We start from the raw sequence: 19972 nt of genomic DNA on the forward strand, positions 1-19972 counted from the left end.
TGATGCACTCCCAGCAATCCAAGTAATTGAGCAACTCAAGACAGCACCTGCACAAATGCTGCTCGTCTACGATGAGTACGGCCATTTCGAGGGCGTTATCACGCCTATGGACATTCTCGATGCCATTACGGGTGGCTTCGATGAGATAGAGCTGGATGAACCCAAGCTGGTCGAGCGAGCAGACGGCTCCCTGCTGGTTGCCGGCTGGATGCCTGTCGATGAGTTTGCCGACCACATCGGCATAACGCTAGAAGACGATCACGACTATGAGACTGTAGCTGGCCTCGTTCTGCAACGGGGTGCGGTAATGCCGAAGGTGGGCGAGCACGTCTCTGTCGACGACTGGCGGATCGAGGTCATCGACATGGATGGACGAAGAATCGATAAATTGCTCGTTCAGAAAATCCCCACCATGGGCGAAACGCCTTCGTCTCCCTCTTGAGCTGGCGAAGTACGAAGACGTCCCAGTTACCCTATCCCGCCTGCTTGGCCTGACGCTCCAGCTCAGCGGTCAACTCAGGCTGGAGCTTCAGCGCAGTGGCCAGTTGATCGAGCCAGGCGCGTTCCATGGGGTTCTGTTCGTCGACCACCGCTACGCTGATGAGATACATCTCGCGCGCGGCTTGGGGCGAGTCGGCCTGGCGCGCCAGCGCCTCGGCATCCAGCGGGGCAGTGAGCTGGCGCTCGACCCAGCGATGGAGCTCGTCGTCGGCACCTAGCGCATCGATCTGCTGGGCAAGGAGTTCGCGCTCCTGGGCATCGATATGGCCGTCGGCGCGCGCGGCCATGATCATGGCCTGAAGCAGCTCGAGGCTGCGACGCTCCTGGTACTCGCCTTCAAGCGCTTCGACTGGCTTGCCCTCGGCACTGCTGCCAGCCGACTGGCCAGCCGCTCCCTTGGCCCCTTGCGAGTTCTGCCAGGCTTTCCAAGCCAGCATCCCCACCGCGGCAACGGCGCCGTATTTCATTGCCTTGCCGCCGAGCTTGCGCCCACGTTTGGAGCCGACCAGCAGCCCCAGAGCTCCGCCACCCAGCAGGCTCTTCATATCCAGATTCAGGCCGCTGTCAGCGGCGGAACCCTGGCCCGATGAACTGCCTCCCAACTGACGAGACAGACCTTCGAGCATACCTTTGACATCTACACCACCACTGCTTTTGTTACCGCTCTGGCCACCGGCTTGCTGCATGAGTTGCTGCAAGATCTTACTGGCGTTCATGGCTTAATCCCTAAGGGGATCCACACTGCCGCGCTACGGCAGTGTGGATCGATTGGACAATGGGTTCACTCTTCGTCATCCATACGCGCTTCGTACCAGTCGAGCGCCTGTTCCATGCGGTCGTAGCCCCAGAAGGGCTCGTCGCCGGCCATGAAGAACGGTGCGCCGAATATGCCCAGCTCCTGAGCCCGCTCGGTGGCCTTGCGTAGCGATTCCTTGACCTCGGGTCGCTGGCTCTGCTTCAGCAGCACCTCGGCGTCGAGATTGACCTCGACCAGGCAGTTGGCGATGACCGCGGGATCGGAAATGTCCTGGTCGTGCTCGAAGTTGGCGCGGTACACGCTGCGCACGAAGGCCGGCACCCAGGGCTCCTGGGCGTGCCAGTTGACGATGCGTGCCGGTAGCAGGCCGCTGCGCGGAAACTGCGAGGGTTGGTGGAAGCGGATGCCATCGCGCTCGCACAGGCGTTCGATGTCACGCCACATGTAACGTCCCTTAGCCGGGAACAGCTTGAAGGGAGTGTCGTTCCAGCCCTGGGCCTGGAAGATCGGCCCCAGCAGGAACGGCTGCCAGTGCACCTCGATGTCGCGCTCGGCCGCCAGATGCTCGAGCTTCATCGCAGCCGGATAGGAGTAGGTGCTGGCAAATTCGAACCAGAAGGTGAACGTCATGGCGGCTCCTCGTGTTTCGTTACAGCCTCGGCTGACTGGCGCCTGAGTGCAAGCTCCTTTCGTTGGCCCTTCTTCGCTCGCCCCGCTTCGCTCAGCCAGTACTTGACCCGCATCATGCACTTTTCGTTCAGCTTCTCCATACTGAAGTGTATTAGGAAAGGAGAAATCCTGTGCTCAAGCCCCTGAACGTCACCCAGGTATACCGCGCCTGCCCCGAGGATGCCTTCGATTTCGAGGTGACCAGCGAGCTGGAGTCGCTGGACATGCTGAGCGGCCATGCCCGCGCCCGCGATGCGCTGGACTTCGGCACCTCCATGCGCAGCGAAGGGTTCAACCTCTATGTGCTGGGCCACCCAGGCCACGGCAAGCATCAGTTGGTGGGGCGTTTTCTTGCCGAACGCTCTCACGATGAGCCTACGCCTCCGGACATCGCCTACCGCTACAATTTCGAGGAGCCTTCCCAGCCGCTGCATCTGCTGTTGCCTACCGGCATGGGCCGCGTACTACGCGCCGACATCGAGCAACTGGTCGAGGAGCTGCGCACCGCCATTCCTGCGGTGTTCGAGGGCGACGAGTACCAGAACCGCCTGCACGAGCTGAAACAGGCCATGGGCGAGCGCCAGCGGGATGCGGTGGAGGGCGTACGCCGCGAGGCCCGCGAGCACGACATCCTGCTGCTCTCGACGCCCAACGGCTTCACCTTCGCGCCGGCCGCCACCAACGACAAGATGATGTCGCCGGAAGAGTTCGAGCAGCTTCCACGCGACGAGCGAGAGCGCATCGAAGGCACGGTTCAGGTGCTGCAGAAGAAGCTTTCCCAGGCCATTCGCCAGATGCCGCGCCTGGCCAAGCAGCTGCGCGAACAGATCACGGCGCTCAATCAGGAGATGCTGCAAACCGCCATCGACGCCCCACTGGCCGAACTGGATGAGCGCTATGCCGACCACGACGGTATCCTGAACCACCTTACGGCGCTGCGCGATGCGATGGTGCTGCACGTGGATGCGTTCGTTGCCGAAGAGCCGGACATTCCGCCGGAGGCGATCTTCAGCCGCTTCCACATCAACCTGATCGTCGACAACACCAACTGCGATGGCGCTCCCGTGGTGTATCTCGACCTGCCTACGCATCAGCACCTGGTGGGACGCATCGAGCATCACGTACACAACGGCACACTGGTCACGGATTATTCGCTGATTCGTGCCGGTGGCCTGCATCGGGCCAACGGCGGCTATCTGGTGGTCGACGTACGCGCGCTGCTGATGCACGCCGGCGCCTGGGAAACCCTGAAGCGCGTGCTGCGCGCCGGGGAGATCCGCACCGAGTCGCTGGAGCAGGCCTACGGTCTGATCAGCACCACGACGCTCGAGCCCGAACCGGTACCGCTCGACCTCAAGGTGGTGCTGCTCGGCGAGCGCCTGTTCTATTACCTGCTGTGCGAGAACGACCCCGACTTCCTGGAGCTGTTCAAGGTGCAGGCGGACCTGGAAGACGAGCTGGATCGTAACCATGGCAACCAGCCGCTCTATGCCCGCATGGTGGCCACCCTGGCGCGGGAGTCTGCCCTTCGCCCTCTGGATCGCAGCGGTGTGGCGGCGGTGATCGAACGTGCCAGCCGCCTGGCCGACGACCAGACCAAGCTGACCGCACGTCATCGTGCCCTGAGCGATCTGCTGGAGGAAGCCGACCACTGGGCAGAGCGTGACGGCGCCCAGGTGATCTCCCGCGCCCATGTCGACAAGGCGGTGGAGCAGCAGCTGTGGCGGGCCAGCCGCATTCACGAGCGCAGCCACGAGGCGATTGCTCGCGGTACCGTGGCGATCCAGCTCGAGGGCTCGGTGATCGGCCAGGTAAACGGGCTTTCGGTGATGAGCCTGGGCGACTACGCCTTCGGCCAGCCTACGCGGATCACGGCCACGGCGCGCCCCGGCCCTGGCCACGTGGTGGATATCGAGCGCGAGGCACGCCTGGGCGGACGCATTCACTCCAAGGCGGTGATGATTCTGTCGCGCTGCCTGGCCAGCCGCTATGCGCCGGATGCGCCGCTGTCGCTATCGGCCAGCCTGGCCTTCGAGCAATCTTACGGCGGCATCGAGGGCGACAGCGCCTCGGTGGCCGAGGCGTGCGTGCTGATCTCGGCCATCGCCCGGGTGGGGATCGAGCAGCGCTTTGCCGTCACCGGCTCCATCGACCAGCACGGGCGGGTACAGGCCGTGGGTGGGGTCAACGAGAAGATCGAGGGCTTCTTCGATATCTGCCAGTCACGCGGCGGCGTGAAAGGCCACGGCGTGTTGCTGCCCGCCACCAACGTGGAGCAATTGATGCTCAAGCAAGCGGTGCGCGATGCCGTCGCTTCCGGTGACTTCCATATCTACGCCATCGAAACGCTGGACGAGGCGCTGGAACTGCTCACCGGCATGCCCCCTGGCGAACGTGACGAAGAAGAGCACTATCCTGCCGAGAGCCTGAATGGCAAGGTGGTCGAACGGCTCGAGGCCTTCCATCGAGTGGTGAAGAAACGCGCTGCCAGTGACGAGAATTCCGCTCACGAAAATGCCACTGACAAGAGCAAGAATGGTAGCAAGATCGAGGATGAGAACGGAGACAAGGAAGGCGATCCAGAGAGTGAGGAGCCCGACGATGGCCACTGAGGATGCGCTTCCCCATGGCAGGCAGGTAAGCGAAAACGGCACGGCCCTGGAAGCGGCCAGGGTTCTCGCCCTGCTCGATGCTTCCCGCCACAGCCTGGCGGCGCTTACCGCCGCGGTGGACCTGGCCAGCCTGCGACACGCCGAACTGGTCGCGCTCTATGTGGAGGACATGGATCTGCTGAGCTGTGCGGCCTTCCCCTTTTCCTGCGAGATCGGCGCCCAGTCGGGCTTGTCGCGCCCGCTCACCCACGACTCGCTGGAAACCAGCATTGCTCGCCAGCTGCAGCGGGTGCATCAAGCACTTGCCGGTGCCGTAGCCGGAAGAAGCCTGCGTCATCGTCTTGAGATCACCCGTGGGCAGGTGGCCTCGGCCGCGCTGACCATGGCCGCACCGGAGGACGTGCTGGTGCTGGGCAAGGCCGGCACGACGGAGCGCTGGGGTACCCGGCTGGGTTCCACCAGTCGCCGCTTGATTCTGGAAGCGCCATGCACGGTGCTGCTGTGGGATGAACGCCACCCCTTCAAGCGCGGGCCGCTGCGCTGGCTGAAACCTGTAGCCGGAGAAAGCGAAGCGCCGCCGGCCATGGCGGAGTGGCTGGCGGCACTGTTCGAGGGTGGCACCCCGCTGCCCGTTAGCCACGCCCACGAGCTGGAGCGAGCGCTGGCACGTGCCGATGCCGGCGGTCTGCTGCTTCACCGCAGCGAACTGGAGAGCCTGCTGAACGAGGACCCGGAGGTGATTGCGAGGGTGCCGCTGCCGCTACTTATCGTGCCCTAGCAGCCTGTCAATTCCGTCAGGCTGCTAGATCTCCTTGTTCTCTTCGACCCGCCTCCTCATCCAGGCACCGATGAGCAGTAGCAGAGCCAGAGCGATGAGCGGCAGAACGAGATCGAGGCTGATGAAGTCGTCTCCCCGGGAGACGGCCTGCAGGCCGCTGTGAATGGCGCTGGCGTACACCGCCCACTTGATGCCCAGCCCCAGGGCCGCGGCCATGACGAAGGTGGAAAGTGGCAAACGGCAGAGCCCTGCGGCGTAGTTGATAACCGAGTGAGGGAAACCGGGCAGCACTCGCAGCGCACACTGGGTAAGCAGGTCGCCGCGCTTGGTGAGCATTTCCATGATCTTGCGGGTCAGGCCTTCCGGGTTCCAGCGTTTGCCGACCCGAGCCGCCAGGTAGTACGCGCCCAGTGCGCCACTGACACTGCCGAGGATGAGCATCGGCGTGGCAATGTGGGGCGGGTAGAAAGGTGCAATGAGCCACAGGCCTATACTGCCGGGCAGGCCTACGGCCAGTGTGACGGCCATGGTCAGCATGACACCGATGACTACCAGAGGATGGTGAGAGGTCTGCTCGACCCAGTGCCGTACGGCGGTGAGATCCGGTGAGTGCCAAAACCAGACATAGGCAGCCATGGTGGCACTGGCCCCCACGGCAACCAAGCGCCAGCGGCGGCGGAGTGACGAGTCGTTCGGCATCGGCTAGCTTCCATTCGGTTTGCGCCAATGGTGCCATGCTCACTTCAATAGGTCACTTCCAGCCGGCCGTCCTGGCAGTTATACGGCGGTTTTAAGCGTCGAGCTCGCCCTGCTTCTCGTGTGTCGCCAGCTCAGGTGCTACCGAACCCTCGACCGGCTCCAAAGGTGGCTCCTGCAGCCGCTGCATGGTGGCAACCCGCAGGTCGATATAGCGCAGCAGCCCGAGTTGGGCGAACAGCACCGCCAGGCACCACATAAACCCCTTGATAACGCTCACGCTGGTTTCCTCGCTGAGGCCGACGGGGCCTCGTCAAGACGAGTGTAGTCCTACTCCGGAAAAAGAAAAAGATAGCCACCTAACATTTATGCAAAAGGCCTGCGCGAGCCTACAGCCGCTCTTCCACCCGCTCGAGGATCTGCCGGCTGACCTTGCTGACGAGCGGTTTGGCGGCCTTGGTCACGGCCTTCTCGACCAGGCGATTGCGCAGTGTGTAGGTGAGCGTGAAGGATACCTCGGTGCCCGCTTCCACCGGGTTGAGACGATAGCAGCCCTCGTTGTGCACCCCTTCCACCGATTGCCATGCCAGTACCTCGGGGGGGCGGTTCTCGGTGATAGCCACGTCGAAGGTCCAATCCATGCCCACTGCGTGCACGTGCCAGCGGTAACGCTGGCCGCCGAGGGGCTCGATGCGTTTGATCAGATCGGAATAGTCGACGAAATCCTCGACCCGCTCGAGCAGGGCGAAGACCCGCTCCGGTGGCGCCGGGAGAATTGCACTGTGTTCGATGGTGGCCATGCGGTTCCCTATGCTGCACTTCGACGCTAAAATGCTTCACCTTCACATTGCAGGGTACTCCCCCCTGCCCTACAGCGGCTATCGCGAAGATGTCCTGGCAAAGATGTCATGCTAGTTGCGATAGTCCAGCTTTATCCAAGAGGTTTAGTAATGTCCACACCCAAGGTCGGTTTCGTCTCACTGGGCTGCCCCAAGGCGCTGGTAGATTCCGAGCGCATCCTGACCCAGCTGCGTACCGACGGCTACGAGATCGTACCCAGCTATGACGACGCCGACGTGGTGGTGGTCAATACCTGCGGCTTCATCGACAGCGCCAAGGCCGAGTCGCTGGATGCCATCGGCGAGGCGATTGCCGAGAACGGCAAGGTGATCGTCACCGGCTGCATGGGCGTGGACGAGGCGGCGATTCGCGACGTTCATCCCAGCGTGTTGGCCGTGACCGGCCCGCAGCAGTACGAGCGTGTAGTAGGTGCCGTGCACGAGGCTGCCCCGCACCGCCATCAGCACGACCCGCACATCGACCTGGTGCCGGCCCAGGGCGTGAAGCTCACCCCGCGCCACTATGCTTACCTGAAGATTTCCGAGGGCTGCAACCACAGCTGTAGCTTCTGCATCATCCCTTCCATGCGCGGCAAGCTGGTGAGCCGCCCGGTGGGCGATGTGCTGCGCGAGGCCGAGGGTCTGGCCAAGGCCGGCGTGAAGGAGCTGCTGGTGATCTCCCAGGACACCAGCGCCTACGGCCTGGACCTGCGCTATGCACCGAGCGAGTGGCGCGGCCGCGAGGTCAAGACACGCCTCACCGAGCTGTGTGAGGCGCTCTCCGAGCTGGGCATTCGCGTGCGGCTGCACTACGTGTACCCCTACCCCCACGTGGACGAGCTGATCCCGCTGATGGCCGCGGGCAAGATCCTGCCCTACCTGGACATCCCCTTCCAGCACGCCAGCCCCAAGGTACTCAAGGCGATGAAACGCCCCGCCTTCGAGGACAAGACCCTGGCTCGTATCAAGCGCTGGCGTGAGATCTGTCCCGAGCTGACCATTCGCTCCACCTTCATCGTCGGCTTCCCCGGCGAGACGGAAGAGGACTTCCAGTACCTGCTCGACTGGCTGAGCGAAGCGCAGCTCGACCGCGTGGGGTGCTTCCAGTACTCCCCGGTGGATGGCGCACCCGCCAACGAGCTGGGTCTGGAACCGGTGCCGGACGAGGTCAAGCAGGAGCGCTGGGAGCGCTTCATGGCCCACCAGCAGCTGATCTCCGCCGCTCGCCTGGAGCGCAAGATCGGCCGCGAAATCGAGGTGCTGGTGGACGAGGTCGACGAGGATGGCCCCATTGGCCGCAGCGAAGCGGATGCCCCCGAGATCGACGGCATGGTATTCCTGGAATCCAAGCGCACCCTGCGCCCCGGCGACGTGGTGCGCGCTCGCGTCACCAACGCCGACGAGTACGATCTCTGGGCCGAGGTGATCGAGGAGAGTCAGCCGGTCAAATTCATGGATTTCTATAGTGCCTGATTAGGCACTTGATAGTCGTCCACCCCCGTCGTACGGGAAGCATCGTGTCAGACTCAGCCACCGAACTGCCAGGTAATGCGGGCGTTGATTCGCCCGCTGCGCCGGCCGCTCTCCTGGTCACGATCCCCCATGGGGTGGGCGTACTCTACCCCAAGCCGATAGTTTGCCAAGTTGCTCAGCTCGACACCGCCAACTGCTGAGATCAGTTCACTCTGGATATCGTGCTGGTTGAATTCGGTACGCGCCGCGTCAACCAGCACATAGGGCTCGATGCGGGTAAGCCAGGCTTTCCCTTTCAAGCTGTGCAAGTAACGTAGTTCGACCTCACCGGCATAGCCTTTGTCGCCCTCGGCTTGGCCATCCGGATAAGCACGACCGAAGCGGCTGCCCCCATAGTTGCCGCGCTCCGCCATCGGTAACCTGTCATCCGACCAGAATCCCGCAAGACGCGTACTCAGACGCCAGTTGGGTGTCAGCTGCTCGGCCCAGCGCGCCTGCACTCCTGAACGAGTGAAGTGCAGGCTCTCATCGCTTGCAACAAGCTGCTCTTCGGCATGAATTTCGTTGCGATTGGCACCAAGATCAACGCCTTGACGCAGGTCTCCACGGATTTCCAGCAGACGCTGCTCATCTCCTATGCGGTAGGTGGTGTTGAGCTCGATAGCGGAATAGCGCAAGTCCTGCCGTGTATGCCGTAGCAGCTCTCCATCGAGGCGGATGTCATAATCGGCTCTCTCGTTGTGATGATCCACCGCCATACCCACCTCCCAGAGACGCGTACGCCTCAGTAGCAGCGGATAATCCGCAGCGGCACGGAAACGGTTACGCACCTTGCTTTCATGCACGTCCAGCTCTTGGCCTAACAGCAGCAAAGGCTCGTTATCGCTCGTATCGAAGCGGTTCGCCCCGAGCGTAATGCGCAGACCATCGCTACCTAGCTGCTGCTGGTACTCCACGGCATAGAATTCATTGTCATTATCCACCGGCATCAACGCAGCGAAAGAGAGCTTCTCGCCGTATGGGGTATTGGCCTGGAGGCTCAGGTTACCCAGCACCAGGAAATCGTCCTCATTACCACCGTCAACCGACAGGCCAGCCTGAATACGACGGGTATCACGCTCCTCGACCCTCAAGGTCGTTCCCCCCGAGGGTGTTCTGGGTACCGGCGCGCTGATCGCCAACTGCGCCCCGGGGATCCGATCGATCAGCGCGGTATAACGCTCGAAAGTGGCGCGCGTCAGCGGTCGTTCGCCATGCATCCGATTCGCCAGCCGTTCGACACGGGCTGCCACCGCGGCATTGGTGATGAGAATTTCATTACGCACGATATGCCCCTCGACCACCACCACCGTGACGGTTCCATCCACGAAATTATTGGTCGGCAGGTAGGCGTAGGAGAGAGGATAGTCGGCTTTCTGATAGCGCTTGGTAATGGCTTCAACGGCATCGATCAGATCGCCAAGCCTGACCTCATGGCCCACCATCGGCACAAGGTCTACGGCCAGCGACTCGAGATCGAAAACCGAGCCGCCGACGATGTTGACGTGTTCGACCGGAATGCGCATATCGCGGTCGAGTTCGCCTGGGCTGACTGGCAGCTCGACGCGCGTCGTGCTGCGTAGCTGTTGCTCTCTGACTTCCTGCAAGGGAGGCGAGAGCGTTGGCTGTCGATCATCGATCAGCGCAGGAAGGTCACTGGCATGAGACTGGCCGAGATGGAAAGGCCCCCACGAAAGCAAGATAAGACCGGCATAAAACGGCAACACTCTATTGGAGCGTGTCGACGGCATAGCAATCCCTGCGGCAAGAATCCAAGGGTAAGACGTGGTGATTACTCGTGTTATCGGCTTACTGTGCACAGGCACGCAGCGACCACTGCGCTGCATGCCTGGACCCCACCATTGCGGTTAGCGGGAGCTTCCCAGCAGGCCACCCAGCAGCCCGCCCCCTTTCTTCCTGCCATCGCCCTCGGCAAGTAGACTACCGGTCAGGCCATCGACGGTACCGGTGACACCGCCAAGCAGACCTTTGTCGCCACCGAGAAGGCCGCCGCTTTGACTGCCACCAAGCAAGCTACCGGTCAGGCCATCGACGGTACCGGTGACACCGCCGATCAGCCCTGAGTCGCCAGCGAGAAGACTGCCCTTCTGAGCACCACCAAGCAGCCCTGTATTGCCACCAAGCAAATTCCCTTCGTTAGCTGTATTACTCAACGGGCCTGTCCGCAGCAGGCCACCTTCGATGTTATTGTTGGCTGATAACAGGCCTCCAGTGTCCACTATCAGCTGGCCAGCTCCGGTAACCGTCGTACCGACACCTGCCAGTAGCGCATCACCACTTGCCAGATCATCGCCCAGCATTACCACTACACCGCCGACTTCCTGCAGCAAGTTACTGGCCGGCGGACCGACGACCAGGGCATCTCCCAAGTTTTGAGTGATCCCTCCAAGATCGACGACAAGCGGCCTCACGACTGCGGTCAGCTCCGTCGTCAACCCGGCGAGATGAGCATTCTCATCGGTCAACGACAATGTCAGCGCATCCGCTGTAGCGGTTACCGTGCCTCCTAGCTCCTCGACGGTACCACCGAGACCGGTAAGCAACCCGGTGGCTTCATCGACCTGCAGGAATACCGGCAGCGTGTTGAGAGCCTCGACGGTGGTGCCAGCAGCCGATACCGCTTGCCCAGTGTGGCCAACGGCGCCAGTCACGCCTGCCAGGGTAGTGCCCAAGGCATTGTCGTTTTCAGAAATATCGCCGAGGCCAGCTCCGATACCGTCTGCCAGGGTGTTAACGCCATCCCCCAAATGAATGACAACGTTGCCGCCACCATCGGTAATGGCTCCAACCAGCGGCGCATCAAGTTGAGTGACGGCATCTCCTACGGTGGCGATAGTATCTCCCAGCCCACCGGATGCCTCCGATGTACTCTGTGCAATTCGCTCGAGCCCGGAGCCGCCGCCACTACCATCGCCCACCCCGCCCGTACCACCATTACTGCCCCCCGGGCTCCCCGAGCCAGTAGCATTGCCAAGTGGCTGTGAGCTGGACGAAGTGCCACTGCAACCTGCCAGCAGGATGGCCGTTGTCAGGGCCGCCAACGGTAACAACCGATTCATTGCAACCATCATTTTTGTCTCCTTTCTTCCTTGGTCGTCAGGACATGATTGTTGTCATTGCCGCTTAGGCGAGATCGACGCCAAGCGGTAAGTGCATCTCAACCCCGACAGTTCCTCCAGACTGTCGTGGGCAACGCCATACCTCTGCAATCGAGCACCCACCCTCAATCGTTACACTTGATTACATTAATGGGCTCTTCCTACGTGTTGTAGTCAATCTCTTACGCTAGAGAATCCCGTACACCAGATAGCTCCTCCTTAAAGAAAGATTCGCATGCGAAATATTTTGCAATAATGAGATTTTAGGTAAAAAATGATTAGTAACTTTGCACTTTCGCTCACCCGCCCACCAGTCGTTCGTGCGGGGCATGGATGGGCGATATAAGCCACTCGCTTATTTTTACGAAGACCTTGGACTTACAGGGAGTTAGCCAAGTGAACTGCATCTCGCCGGCTGTGCGGTCTGCCGAGATCTGGCTGAGTGACAAAGCATCACACCGGGTGTCTATGCGCCACCTTGCCGATTATCTCGGCTATTCGGAGTCTCATTTGAGGCGTCTGTTCACGAACCATTTCGGCTATAGCCCAGGCCGTTATCGCGATCTCCTGCGCCTGGAGCGTGCCGCCATGCTATTAGCACGTACGCGCTTGCCGATCATAGAAATCGCCATTCAGTGCGGATACTCGAGCCACCCGGTTTTTACCCGTGCATTTCGCCACAAGCATGGCAGCAGCCCGCGCACGTTCCGCCAACAATTTGAACATTACCAACAAGTTGCGATTTCCAGACTTCGTCAGGACGTCTTTGATTCCTGCCGTCCTCGCATCGCCAAGAACGCCAAGTATGAGCTTTACCTGGCTCGCCACTATGGCAAGCTCGATCTCAAAGCCCAGCAGCATACCTGGCTGCACTATACGCGCCGGACCCAGCTGGCTAGCCAACATCGATCGCTTATCCAGCCCGCCTGGATCTATCACGACGACCCTGACATCACCCCTGGCGAGCGCCTCAGAACGGATCTTGGCTACCGTGCCATGCATCCGTACTCTCTGCCAACAGAACGCTTTTTTCACCGCATCCAGATAGAAAGCAAGCGCGCGGTTACGGCACGCTTCGATAAACCTACTGACATAGAACATTTGAGAACATACTTGACGTTGGTGTGGCTACCGCAGCATGGGGAGAGCATCGATGGCAACGCGACCAGCGTACTGTTCGACGCTGCGGATGGCTGCTGCGGTTCCGGTACACTGACCATACCGCTTTTGCATTGACCTGATGGCAGCCTGCAGAAACAAGAACGCCGCCCCGTCTTTGACGGAGGGGCGGCGTTCTTGATTGAGCCTTGGCTCATCGGGCTCCGCGAACGGAGCCCGAGGACGATCAGTCCTGACCCATCTGCTGCTTGATCAGGTCGCCGATGGTGGTCGGGCCACCGCTCTCGACTTCCTGCTCGCGCAGTTTCTTCAGGTTCTGACGAGTGTCGTCCTGATCCTTGGCCTTGATCGACAGGTTGATCGCACGGTTCTTGCGATCGACGTTGACGATGCGGGCTTCGACGGTGTCGCCTTCGCTCAGCACGTTGCGCGCGTCTTCGACGCGGTCGGCGCTGATTTCGGATGCCTTGAGCACGGCAACGACGTCAGTGGCCAGCTCGACGTGGGCTTCCTTGGCGTCGACTTCGATCACACGACCAGAGACGATGGAGCCCTTGTCGTTGACAGCCAGGTACTCGGCCACCGGGTCGGAGTCGAGCTGCTTGATGCCAAGCGAAATGCGCTCACGCTCCGGGTCGATGGAGAGGATGACGGCTTCGGCTTCGTCGCCCTTCTTGAAGCGGCGCACGGCTTCTTCGCCAGTCTCGGACCAGGAGAGGTCGGAGAGGTGAACCAGACCGTCGATACCGCCTTCCAGACCGATGAAGATACCGAAGTCGGTGATCGACTTGATGGTACCGGACACGCGGTCGCCCTTGTTGTACTGGGCGTTGAAGGTTTCCCACGGGTTAGCGGTGCACTGCTTGATACCCAGGGAGATACGACGACGCTCTTCGTCGATGTCGAGGATCATGACATCCACTTCGTCGCCGATGTTGACGACCTTGGACGGGTGGATGTTCTTGTTGGTCCAGTCCATTTCGGAGACGTGAACCAGACCTTCGACACCCTCTTCCAGCTCGGCGAAGCAGCCGTAGTCGGTGAGGTTGGTGACGCGGGCCTGAACGACGGTACCCTCGGGGTAACGCTCAGTGATGCTGACCCACGGATCTTCGCCCAGCTGCTTCAGACCCAGGGAGACGCGGTTGCGCTCGCGGTCGAACTTCAGCACCTTGACGTTGATCTCGTCGCCCACGGCAACGATTTCGCTCGGATGCTTGATGCGCTTCCAAGCCATGTCGGTGATGTGCAGCAGGCCATCGACGCCGCCCAGGTCGACGAAGGCGCCGTAGTCGGTGAGGTTCTTGACGATACCGACGATCTGCTGGCCTTCCTGCAGGGTGGCGAGCAGCGCTTCACGCTCGGCGCTGTTCTCGGCTTCGAGCACGGCGCGGCGGGAAACGACAACGTTGTTGCGCTTCGGGTCGAGCTTGATGACCTTGAAGTCGAGTTCCTTGTGCTCGAGATGCGTGGTGTCGCGCACCGGACGCACGTCGACCAGGGAACCCGGGAGGAATGCACGGATGGAGTCGATGTCGACGGTGAAGCCGCCCTTGACCTTGCCGTTGATCACGCCCTTGACGATTTCTTCTTTCTCGAAGGCCGCTTCCAGAATCTTCCACGCCTCGGCGCGCTTGGCCTTCTCGCGAGACAGACGGGTCTCGCCGAAACCGTCTTCGACGGCTTCCAGGGCAACGCTGACTTCGTCGCCGACGGCGATGGTGAGCTCGCCGTTATCGTCGCGGAACTGCGCCGCGGGAATCTGCCCTTCAGACTTCAGGCCGGCATTGACGGTGACCCAGTCACCTTCGATGTCGACGACGGTAGCCGTGACGATGGCGCCCGGCTCCATGTTGATGTCCTGCAGTGACTGTTCAAACAGTTCAGCAAAGCTTTCGCTCATGATTTTCCTACGTGATCAACGGTGTTGAGGCGTTGCCGCCTTCTCCGCACCACCAGCGAGTGCGGGCCTTATTTACCAAACCCCCGAGGATGTTAGCGCTGGTTGGACCTGGCCGGGCTTGCAAGAATTTAGTGCCCGACCATGCCATGACATCCGTTCGAGGGCGCCGCAAGGGAGATCAAGTATCGGGGGCGAGGCCACGCTGGGCCAGCCACTCCGTCAACCGTTCCACCACTTCCGGTATACTCAGGCTCGTGGTATCAAGCGTTATGGCGTCATCGGCCGGCTTGAGTGGAGCCACGCTGCGCTGCATGTCGCGTGCATCGCGTGCCTGAATTTCCTTCAAAAGACTCGATAGACTAGCACTGACCCCCGCCTCCTGCAACTGAAGGTGGCGCCTGCGCGCCCGTTCCTCAGGGCTCGCAGTGAGGAAAACCTTCAGCTCGGCGTCGGGGAAAACCACGGTGCCCATGTCGCGACCGTCGGCCACCAGGCCGGGGGCCTGACGGAAGTCGCGCTGACGCTGCAGCAGCGCCTGACGCACGCCATTCAACGCCGCTACCTGAGAAGCGGCGTCGCCCACCTGCTCGGTGCGGATCTCACGGCTGACGTCATCGCCTTCGAGCAGCACGCGGGTGCTCTCCGCCTCGGCGACGAACACCACGTCGAGACCGGCGGCCACCCGTTCCAGCACGGCCTCGTCATCCAGCGCCACGCCGTGGCGCTGGGCCGCCAGCGCGGTCAGCCGGTACAGCGCGCCGCTGTCGAGCAGATGCCAGCCCAGGCGCTCGGCGACCAGACGGCTGATGGTGCCCTTGCCGGCGCCACCGGGTCCATCGAGGGTCAGCACCTTGGCCGTTTCGCTCATGCTCTTTCCTCTACATTCCCGGCCTCTTCTTCGACGTGCATGCCGACCGTTCGCGCCAGCTCGGTGAAGCCGGGGAACGAGGTGGCCACGTTGGCGCAGTCGTCGATGACGATCTCCTCGCCGGCCCGCAGCGAGGCCACCACGAACGACATGGCGATGCGGTGGTCGCCCAGGCTGTCGATGCGCCCGCCACCGTAGGCGACTTCACGCTCGCCGGCGCCGACGATGTCGATACCATCCTCGAGCACGGTGTGCTCGACGCCCAGGGTCGCCAGACCGTCGGCCATGGCCTGAATGCGGTCGGACTCCTTGACCCGCAGCTCCTCGGCGCCGCGCAGGCGCGTGGTGCCGGTGGCGCAGGCGGCGGCGACGAACAGCGCCGGGAACTCGTCGATGGCCAGCGGCACCTGATCGAGGGGAATGTCGATACCCTTGAGCGGCGCGTAGCGGATGTGCAGATCGGCCACCGGCTCGCCGCCCACCTCGCGCTCATTGGTGAGGTGCAGGTCGGCGCCCATCAGCTTGAGGATGTTGATCACGCCGATGCGCGTGGGGTTGATGCCTACGTGCTCGAGAATCAGGTTGGAACCCGGGGTGATCGCCGCCGCCACCAGGAAAAAGGTAGCCGAGGAGATGTCTGAGGGCACGTCGATGGGGGCTGCGGTGAGCTTGCCGCCACCGTTGAGCCAGCAGGTGTCGCCCTCGCGGTGTACCTCATAGCCGAAGCCGGCCAGCATGCGCTCGGTGTGGTCGCGGGTGGGCGCCGGCTCGCGCACGCGGGTCTCGCCTTCGGCATAGAGCCCGGCGAGCAGCAGGCACGACTTCACCTGGGCGCTGGCCATGGGCATGTCGTAGTTGATGCCCTTGAGCTTCTGTCCACCGTGTATCTTCAGCGGCGGACGCCCGCCTTCGGCGGTGTCGATCTTCGCACCCATCACACGCAGCGGGTCGGCCACGCGACCCATGGGGCGCTTGGTCAGCGAGGCGTCGCCGATCAGTTCGGTGTCGAAGGCCTGGCCCGCCAGCAGCCCGGCGAACAGGCGCATGGCGGTACCGGCGTTGCCTACGTAGAGCGGCCCGGCCGGCGCCTTGAGCCCGTGCATGCCGACGCCGTGCACGGTAACGCGCCCTTGGTGCGGCCCTTCGATGGCCACGCCCATCTCGCGGAACGCCTGCAGGGTGGCGAGGCTGTCTTCCCCTTCCAGAAAGCCCTTCACTTCGGTCACGCCTTCGGCCAGGGCGCCCAGCATGATCGAGCGATGGGAGATCGACTTGTCGCCCGGTACGCGAATGCGCCCGGCCACGCGGCCACCGGGCGCGGCCCGGAAGGTGAGCTTGCCTTGTTGTTGCATCTGGTATTCCACCTGATAACTGGTCTGGTTCAGGAGAGAGTCGAAGTAGTGTCGTGCATGGCTGGCACGGTCGAAGATGGAGAGCATAGCATCACCGTCGCCCGCTTCCACGGCCTGGCGCAGCCGCCCCAGACCGGCCTCGAAGTCGTCGAGGGAGGCCAGCACGGCGTCGCGGTTGGCGGTGAAGATGTCGCGCCACATGACCGGGTCGCTGCCGGCGATGCGGGTGAAGTCGCGAAAGCCGCCGGCGGCGTAGCGAAAGATCTCCAGCCGTTCGTCCTGGCGCGCCAGGGTGTCTACCAGCGAGAAGGCGAGCAGGTGCGGCAGGTGGCTGGTGCGCGCCAGCACCTGGTCGTGGCGCTCCACGTCCATCTCCAGCACTTCGGCGCCGCAGGCACGCCACAGCGTCTGCACCCGGGCCACGGCGGCCGGGGCGGTTTCTCGGGTCGGGGTGAGGATCACCTTGTGTCTGACGTAGAGCTGCGGGTTCGAAGCCGCCACGCCGCTCTTCTCCGAGCCGGCGATGGGATGCCCCAGCACCAGCCCCGCCGGCAGCTCGCCGAAGGCTGCCAGTGCGCAGTCGCGCACCGCCGCCTTGGTGCTGCCGACGTCGGTGATGACCACTCGTGGCGCGGTGCCGCTCAGCGCCTCGCGTGGCAGCAGGTCGGCGAGCTCCTGCATCACGCTGCGCATGGCCAGTACCGGCACCGCCAGTACGATCAGGGTGGCGCCTTCCACCAGCGACGCGAGCCGGGTGTCGCCGTGGTCGATCAGTCCCATCTCGATGCCGCGTGCGATTTCGCCGGCATCCGGATCGCACGAGTGGATGACACCCTGGAAGCCGGCGGAGCGAAGCGCGGCGGCCAGCGAGCCGCCGATCAGCCCCAGGCCGACGATCAGGATCCGTGCTTCGTTCGGCATTACGCTCGGGTTGTTACGCTCCACCACGCTTACAGCACGCCTACGGGGTAGGAGCCGAGCACCTTGAGCTCGGAGGCGCGCAGACGCACTTCCTCGAGCACCGCGGCGACACGCGGTTCGTCCACGTGACCCTTGAAGTCGATGAAGAATACGTAGTTCCACACGCCGGTTCGCGAGGGCCGTGTCTCCAGACGAGTGAGGTCGATGGAGTGACGATGGAAGGGTTCAAGCAGTTCGTGCAGTGCGCCGGGCTGGTTGCGCATGGCCACCACGATGGAGGTCTTGTCCTCGCCCGACATCGGCACGTGCTGGCTGCCGATGATCAGGAAGCGCGTGGAGTTGTCGGGGCGATCCTCGATCTTCTCGGCAACCTTCTCCAGACCGTAGAGCTTGGCCGCCATGTCGCCGGCTATCGCCGCGCTGTGCCACTCGCCCTTGATCATCTTGGCCGCTTCGGCGTTGGACGACACCGGCACCCGCTCGGCCCGCGGATAGTGAGCGTCGAGCCACTTGCGGCACTGCGCCAGCGACTGCGGATGGGAGTAGACCCGCGAGACCTTGTCGCGCAAGGTGGTGTCGGCCACCAGCAGATGGTGGTGAATGCGCAGCACCACCTCGCCACAGATGCGGATCGAGGAGTCCATGAACGAATCGAGGGTGTGGCTGACCACGCCTTCGGTGGAGTTCTCCACCGGCACCACGCCGTAGTTGACGGCGCCGGCCTCCACTTCGCGGAAGACTTCGTCGATGGCCGCCATCGGCATGCTCACCGCGCTGGCACCGAAGTGCTTGAGGGCGGCCTGCTGAGTAAAGGTACCCTCCGGGCCGAGATAAGCCACCTTGGTGGGCTGTTCCAGCGCCAGGCAGGCGGACATGATCTCGCGGAACAGCCGCGCCATCTCTTCGCTGTTGAGCGGCCCCTGGTTGAGCTCCATGATCCGCCGTAGAACCTGGGCCTCACGCTCGGGGCGGTAGAACACGGCGCCCTTGTCGCTCTTGGTCTTGACCTCGGCGACCTGCTTGGCACACTCGGCGCGGGCGCTGATCAGGCGCAGGATGTCGTTGTCGATCTCGTCGATGCGCTGGCGCAGCGTGTCGAGATTGTTGGGGGTATCGGTCATGGCTTATCCCCTGCGTTGCTCGAAGTCGGTCATGAAGTCGATCAAGGTATCGACGGCCGCTTCGGGTACGGCGTTGTAGAGGCTTGCCCGCATGCCGCCGACGCTGCGATGGCCCGCGAGGTTGAGCAGCCCGGCTTGTTCGGCTTCGGCCAGGAACGTCTTGTCGAGGCTGGCGTCGGCCAGTACGAAGGGCACGTTCATGCGCGAGCGGTTACGCGGCGCGATGGGGTTGGAATAGAAGCCGCTGGCGTCGATGGCCGCGTAGAGCTTGGCCGCCTTGCTCGCGTTGATCGTCGCCATGGCCTCGAGCCCGCCGATGTCGTGCTTGAGCCACTGGAACACCAGCCCCGCCAGATACCAGGCGTAGGTGGGCGGCGTATTGACCATGGAACCCGCTTCGGCCATGGCCTGGTAGTCGAACAGGCTGGGAATGCGCGGGCAGCGCCGGTCGAGCAGGTCGTCGCGCACCAGCACCAGGGTGAGCCCGGCGGGACCGATGTTCTTCTGCGCCCCGGCGTAGATCACGCCGAAGCGCGACACGTCGAGCGGTTCGGCCAGGATGCTGGAGGAGTAGTCGCACACCAGCGGCACGCCGACGTCGGGAATGTAATCGAACTCCAGCCCGCCAATGGTCTCGTTGGCGGTGTAGTGCAGGTAGGCGGCATCGGCGGAGAGCGCGATGTCGGCCTGGGTCGGCACTTCACTGTGCCCGCTGGGCTCGCTGGAACCGGCCGTGTGCACGGCGAAGCCCAACTGCTTGGCTTCCGCCAGCGCCTTCTTGCCCCAGATGCCGGTATACAGGAAGTTGGCGGTGCCGCCCTGCCCCAGCAGGTTCATCGGTACCATGGAGAACTGCAGGCTGGCGCCGCCCTGCAGGAACAGCACCTTGTAGTTCTCGGGCACGGCGAGCAGTTCGCGCAGGTCGGCCTCGGCCTGCTCGGCGATGGCGACGAACGCGGGCGAGCGGTGGCTCATCTCCATGACCGAGAGCCCACGGCCCTGGTAGTCGAGCAGCTCTTCCCTTGCGCGTTCCAGCACCGGGGTGGGCAGCGCCGCGGGACCGGCGCAGAAATTATAGTGGCGTGTCATCAGCGTGGTGTTCCGTCTCAGCTCAAGCATGGTTACTGAACCGACACGCGATGAGCTGCTCCGTCGAGAAGTCTCGCGAGGGCGCTGTGAACCCATCCCTGGGCGCTATTTTTGCC

General features: G+C 62.8%; 17 protein-coding genes. 5 read left to right on the forward strand and 12 right to left on the reverse strand.

The annotated features are described in order from the left end of the window. Window positions 1-442: transporter associated domain-containing protein (locus tag B8115_RS15775; protein ID WP_010628793.1), on the forward strand; the 442-nt coding region annotated here is incomplete at its 5' end. A 31-nt stretch (window positions 443-473) separates the two neighbouring features. Here B8115_RS15775 and B8115_RS15780 read toward each other — a convergent pair. Both B8115_RS15780 and B8115_RS15785 read right to left on the reverse strand, forming a co-directional pair. Then, window positions 474-1217: a tellurite resistance TerB family protein gene (locus B8115_RS15780; protein WP_010628794.1), complete on the reverse strand. Its 744-nt coding sequence runs from the start codon at window positions 1215-1217 to the stop codon at window positions 474-476. A gap of 65 nt (window positions 1218-1282) precedes the next feature. Continuing rightward, on the reverse strand, window positions 1283-1888 hold the full coding sequence (locus B8115_RS15785; RefSeq protein ID WP_010628795.1) for a 2-hydroxychromene-2-carboxylate isomerase: 606 nt from the start codon (window positions 1886-1888) through the stop codon (window positions 1283-1285). Between the two features lie 170 nt (window positions 1889-2058). On the opposite strand from B8115_RS15785, the gene B8115_RS15790 reads away from it, so the two are divergent. Next, entirely contained in the window at window positions 2059-4539 is a 2481-nt protein-coding gene (locus B8115_RS15790; RefSeq protein WP_010628796.1) for a Lon protease family protein, read from the forward strand. Then, a complete protein-coding gene (locus B8115_RS15795; RefSeq protein WP_010628797.1) occupies window positions 4529-5317 on the forward strand; it encodes a universal stress protein in 789 nt (262 codons plus the stop codon). The genes B8115_RS15790 and B8115_RS15795 overlap by 11 nt, the downstream gene beginning before the upstream one ends. 24 nt (window positions 5318-5341) lie before the next feature. On the opposite strand, the gene B8115_RS15800 is transcribed toward B8115_RS15795, so the two are convergent. From B8115_RS15800 to B8115_RS15805, 3 genes are all read right to left on the reverse strand, one after another. Further along, a complete protein-coding gene (locus B8115_RS15800; protein WP_010628798.1) occupies window positions 5342-6016 on the reverse strand; it encodes a TVP38/TMEM64 family protein in 675 nt (224 codons plus the stop codon). Window positions 6017-6107: 91 nt separating this feature from the next. Then, complete coding sequence (locus B8115_RS23400) at window positions 6108-6293, reverse strand: hypothetical protein (RefSeq protein ID WP_141638629.1); 186 nt, start codon at window positions 6291-6293, stop codon at window positions 6108-6110. A gap of 109 nt (window positions 6294-6402) precedes the next feature. Beyond that, window positions 6403-6813 (reverse strand): SRPBCC family protein, encoded by a 411-nt coding sequence (locus tag B8115_RS15805; protein ID WP_010628799.1) that lies wholly within the window; start codon window positions 6811-6813, stop codon window positions 6403-6405. Window positions 6814-6963: 150 nt separating this feature from the next. Here B8115_RS15805 and rimO point away from each other — a divergent pair, with 150 nt between their 5' ends. Beyond that, a complete protein-coding gene (rimO, locus tag B8115_RS15810) occupies window positions 6964-8325 on the forward strand; it encodes a 30S ribosomal protein S12 methylthiotransferase RimO (RefSeq protein WP_010628800.1) in 1362 nt (453 codons plus the stop codon). Between the two features lie 53 nt (window positions 8326-8378). Here rimO and B8115_RS15815 read toward each other — a convergent pair whose 3' ends face one another. Beyond that, a complete protein-coding gene (locus B8115_RS15815; protein WP_083861866.1) occupies window positions 8379-10115 on the reverse strand; it encodes a ShlB/FhaC/HecB family hemolysin secretion/activation protein in 1737 nt (578 codons plus the stop codon). Window positions 10116-10232: 117 nt separating this feature from the next. Further along, window positions 10233-11456 (reverse strand): collagen-like triple helix repeat-containing protein, encoded by a 1224-nt coding sequence (locus B8115_RS15820; protein ID WP_010628802.1) that lies wholly within the window; start codon window positions 11454-11456, stop codon window positions 10233-10235. A gap of 423 nt (window positions 11457-11879) precedes the next feature. Here B8115_RS15820 and B8115_RS15825 point away from each other — a divergent pair, with 423 nt between their 5' ends. Beyond that, window positions 11880-12719, forward strand: coding sequence for a helix-turn-helix domain-containing protein (locus tag B8115_RS15825; protein WP_158409656.1), 840 nt, complete (start codon window positions 11880-11882; stop codon window positions 12717-12719). A 109-nt stretch (window positions 12720-12828) separates the two neighbouring features. Here B8115_RS15825 and rpsA read toward each other — a convergent pair whose 3' ends face one another. The 5 genes from rpsA to serC form a co-directional block, all read right to left on the reverse strand. Beyond that, a complete protein-coding gene (gene rpsA / locus B8115_RS15830) occupies window positions 12829-14505 on the reverse strand; it encodes a 30S ribosomal protein S1 (RefSeq protein ID WP_010628804.1) in 1677 nt (558 codons plus the stop codon). A gap of 178 nt (window positions 14506-14683) precedes the next feature. Further along, window positions 14684-15373, reverse strand: a complete 690-nt coding sequence (cmk, locus tag B8115_RS15835; RefSeq protein WP_010628805.1) for a (d)CMP kinase — start codon at window positions 15371-15373, stop codon at window positions 14684-14686. Continuing rightward, a complete protein-coding gene (locus B8115_RS15840) occupies window positions 15370-17646 on the reverse strand; it encodes a bifunctional prephenate dehydrogenase/3-phosphoshikimate 1-carboxyvinyltransferase (RefSeq protein WP_010628806.1) in 2277 nt (758 codons plus the stop codon). The genes cmk and B8115_RS15840 overlap by 4 nt, the downstream gene beginning before the upstream one ends. Before the next feature lie 29 nt (window positions 17647-17675). Next, window positions 17676-18767 (reverse strand): prephenate dehydratase, encoded by a 1092-nt coding sequence (gene pheA, locus B8115_RS15845; protein ID WP_010628807.1) that lies wholly within the window; start codon window positions 18765-18767, stop codon window positions 17676-17678. A gap of 3 nt (window positions 18768-18770) precedes the next feature. Then, the gene (gene serC, locus B8115_RS15850) at window positions 18771-19856 is read right to left on the reverse strand and encodes a 3-phosphoserine/phosphohydroxythreonine transaminase (RefSeq protein WP_010628808.1); all 1086 of its coding nucleotides are present in this window, start codon (window positions 19854-19856) and stop codon (window positions 18771-18773) included. Window positions 19857-19972 lie beyond the last annotated feature (116 nt).

This window comes from Halomonas sp. KM-1 (genome assembly GCF_000246875.1).
Lineage (GTDB): Bacteria > Pseudomonadota > Gammaproteobacteria > Pseudomonadales > Halomonadaceae > Halomonas > Halomonas aerodenitrificans.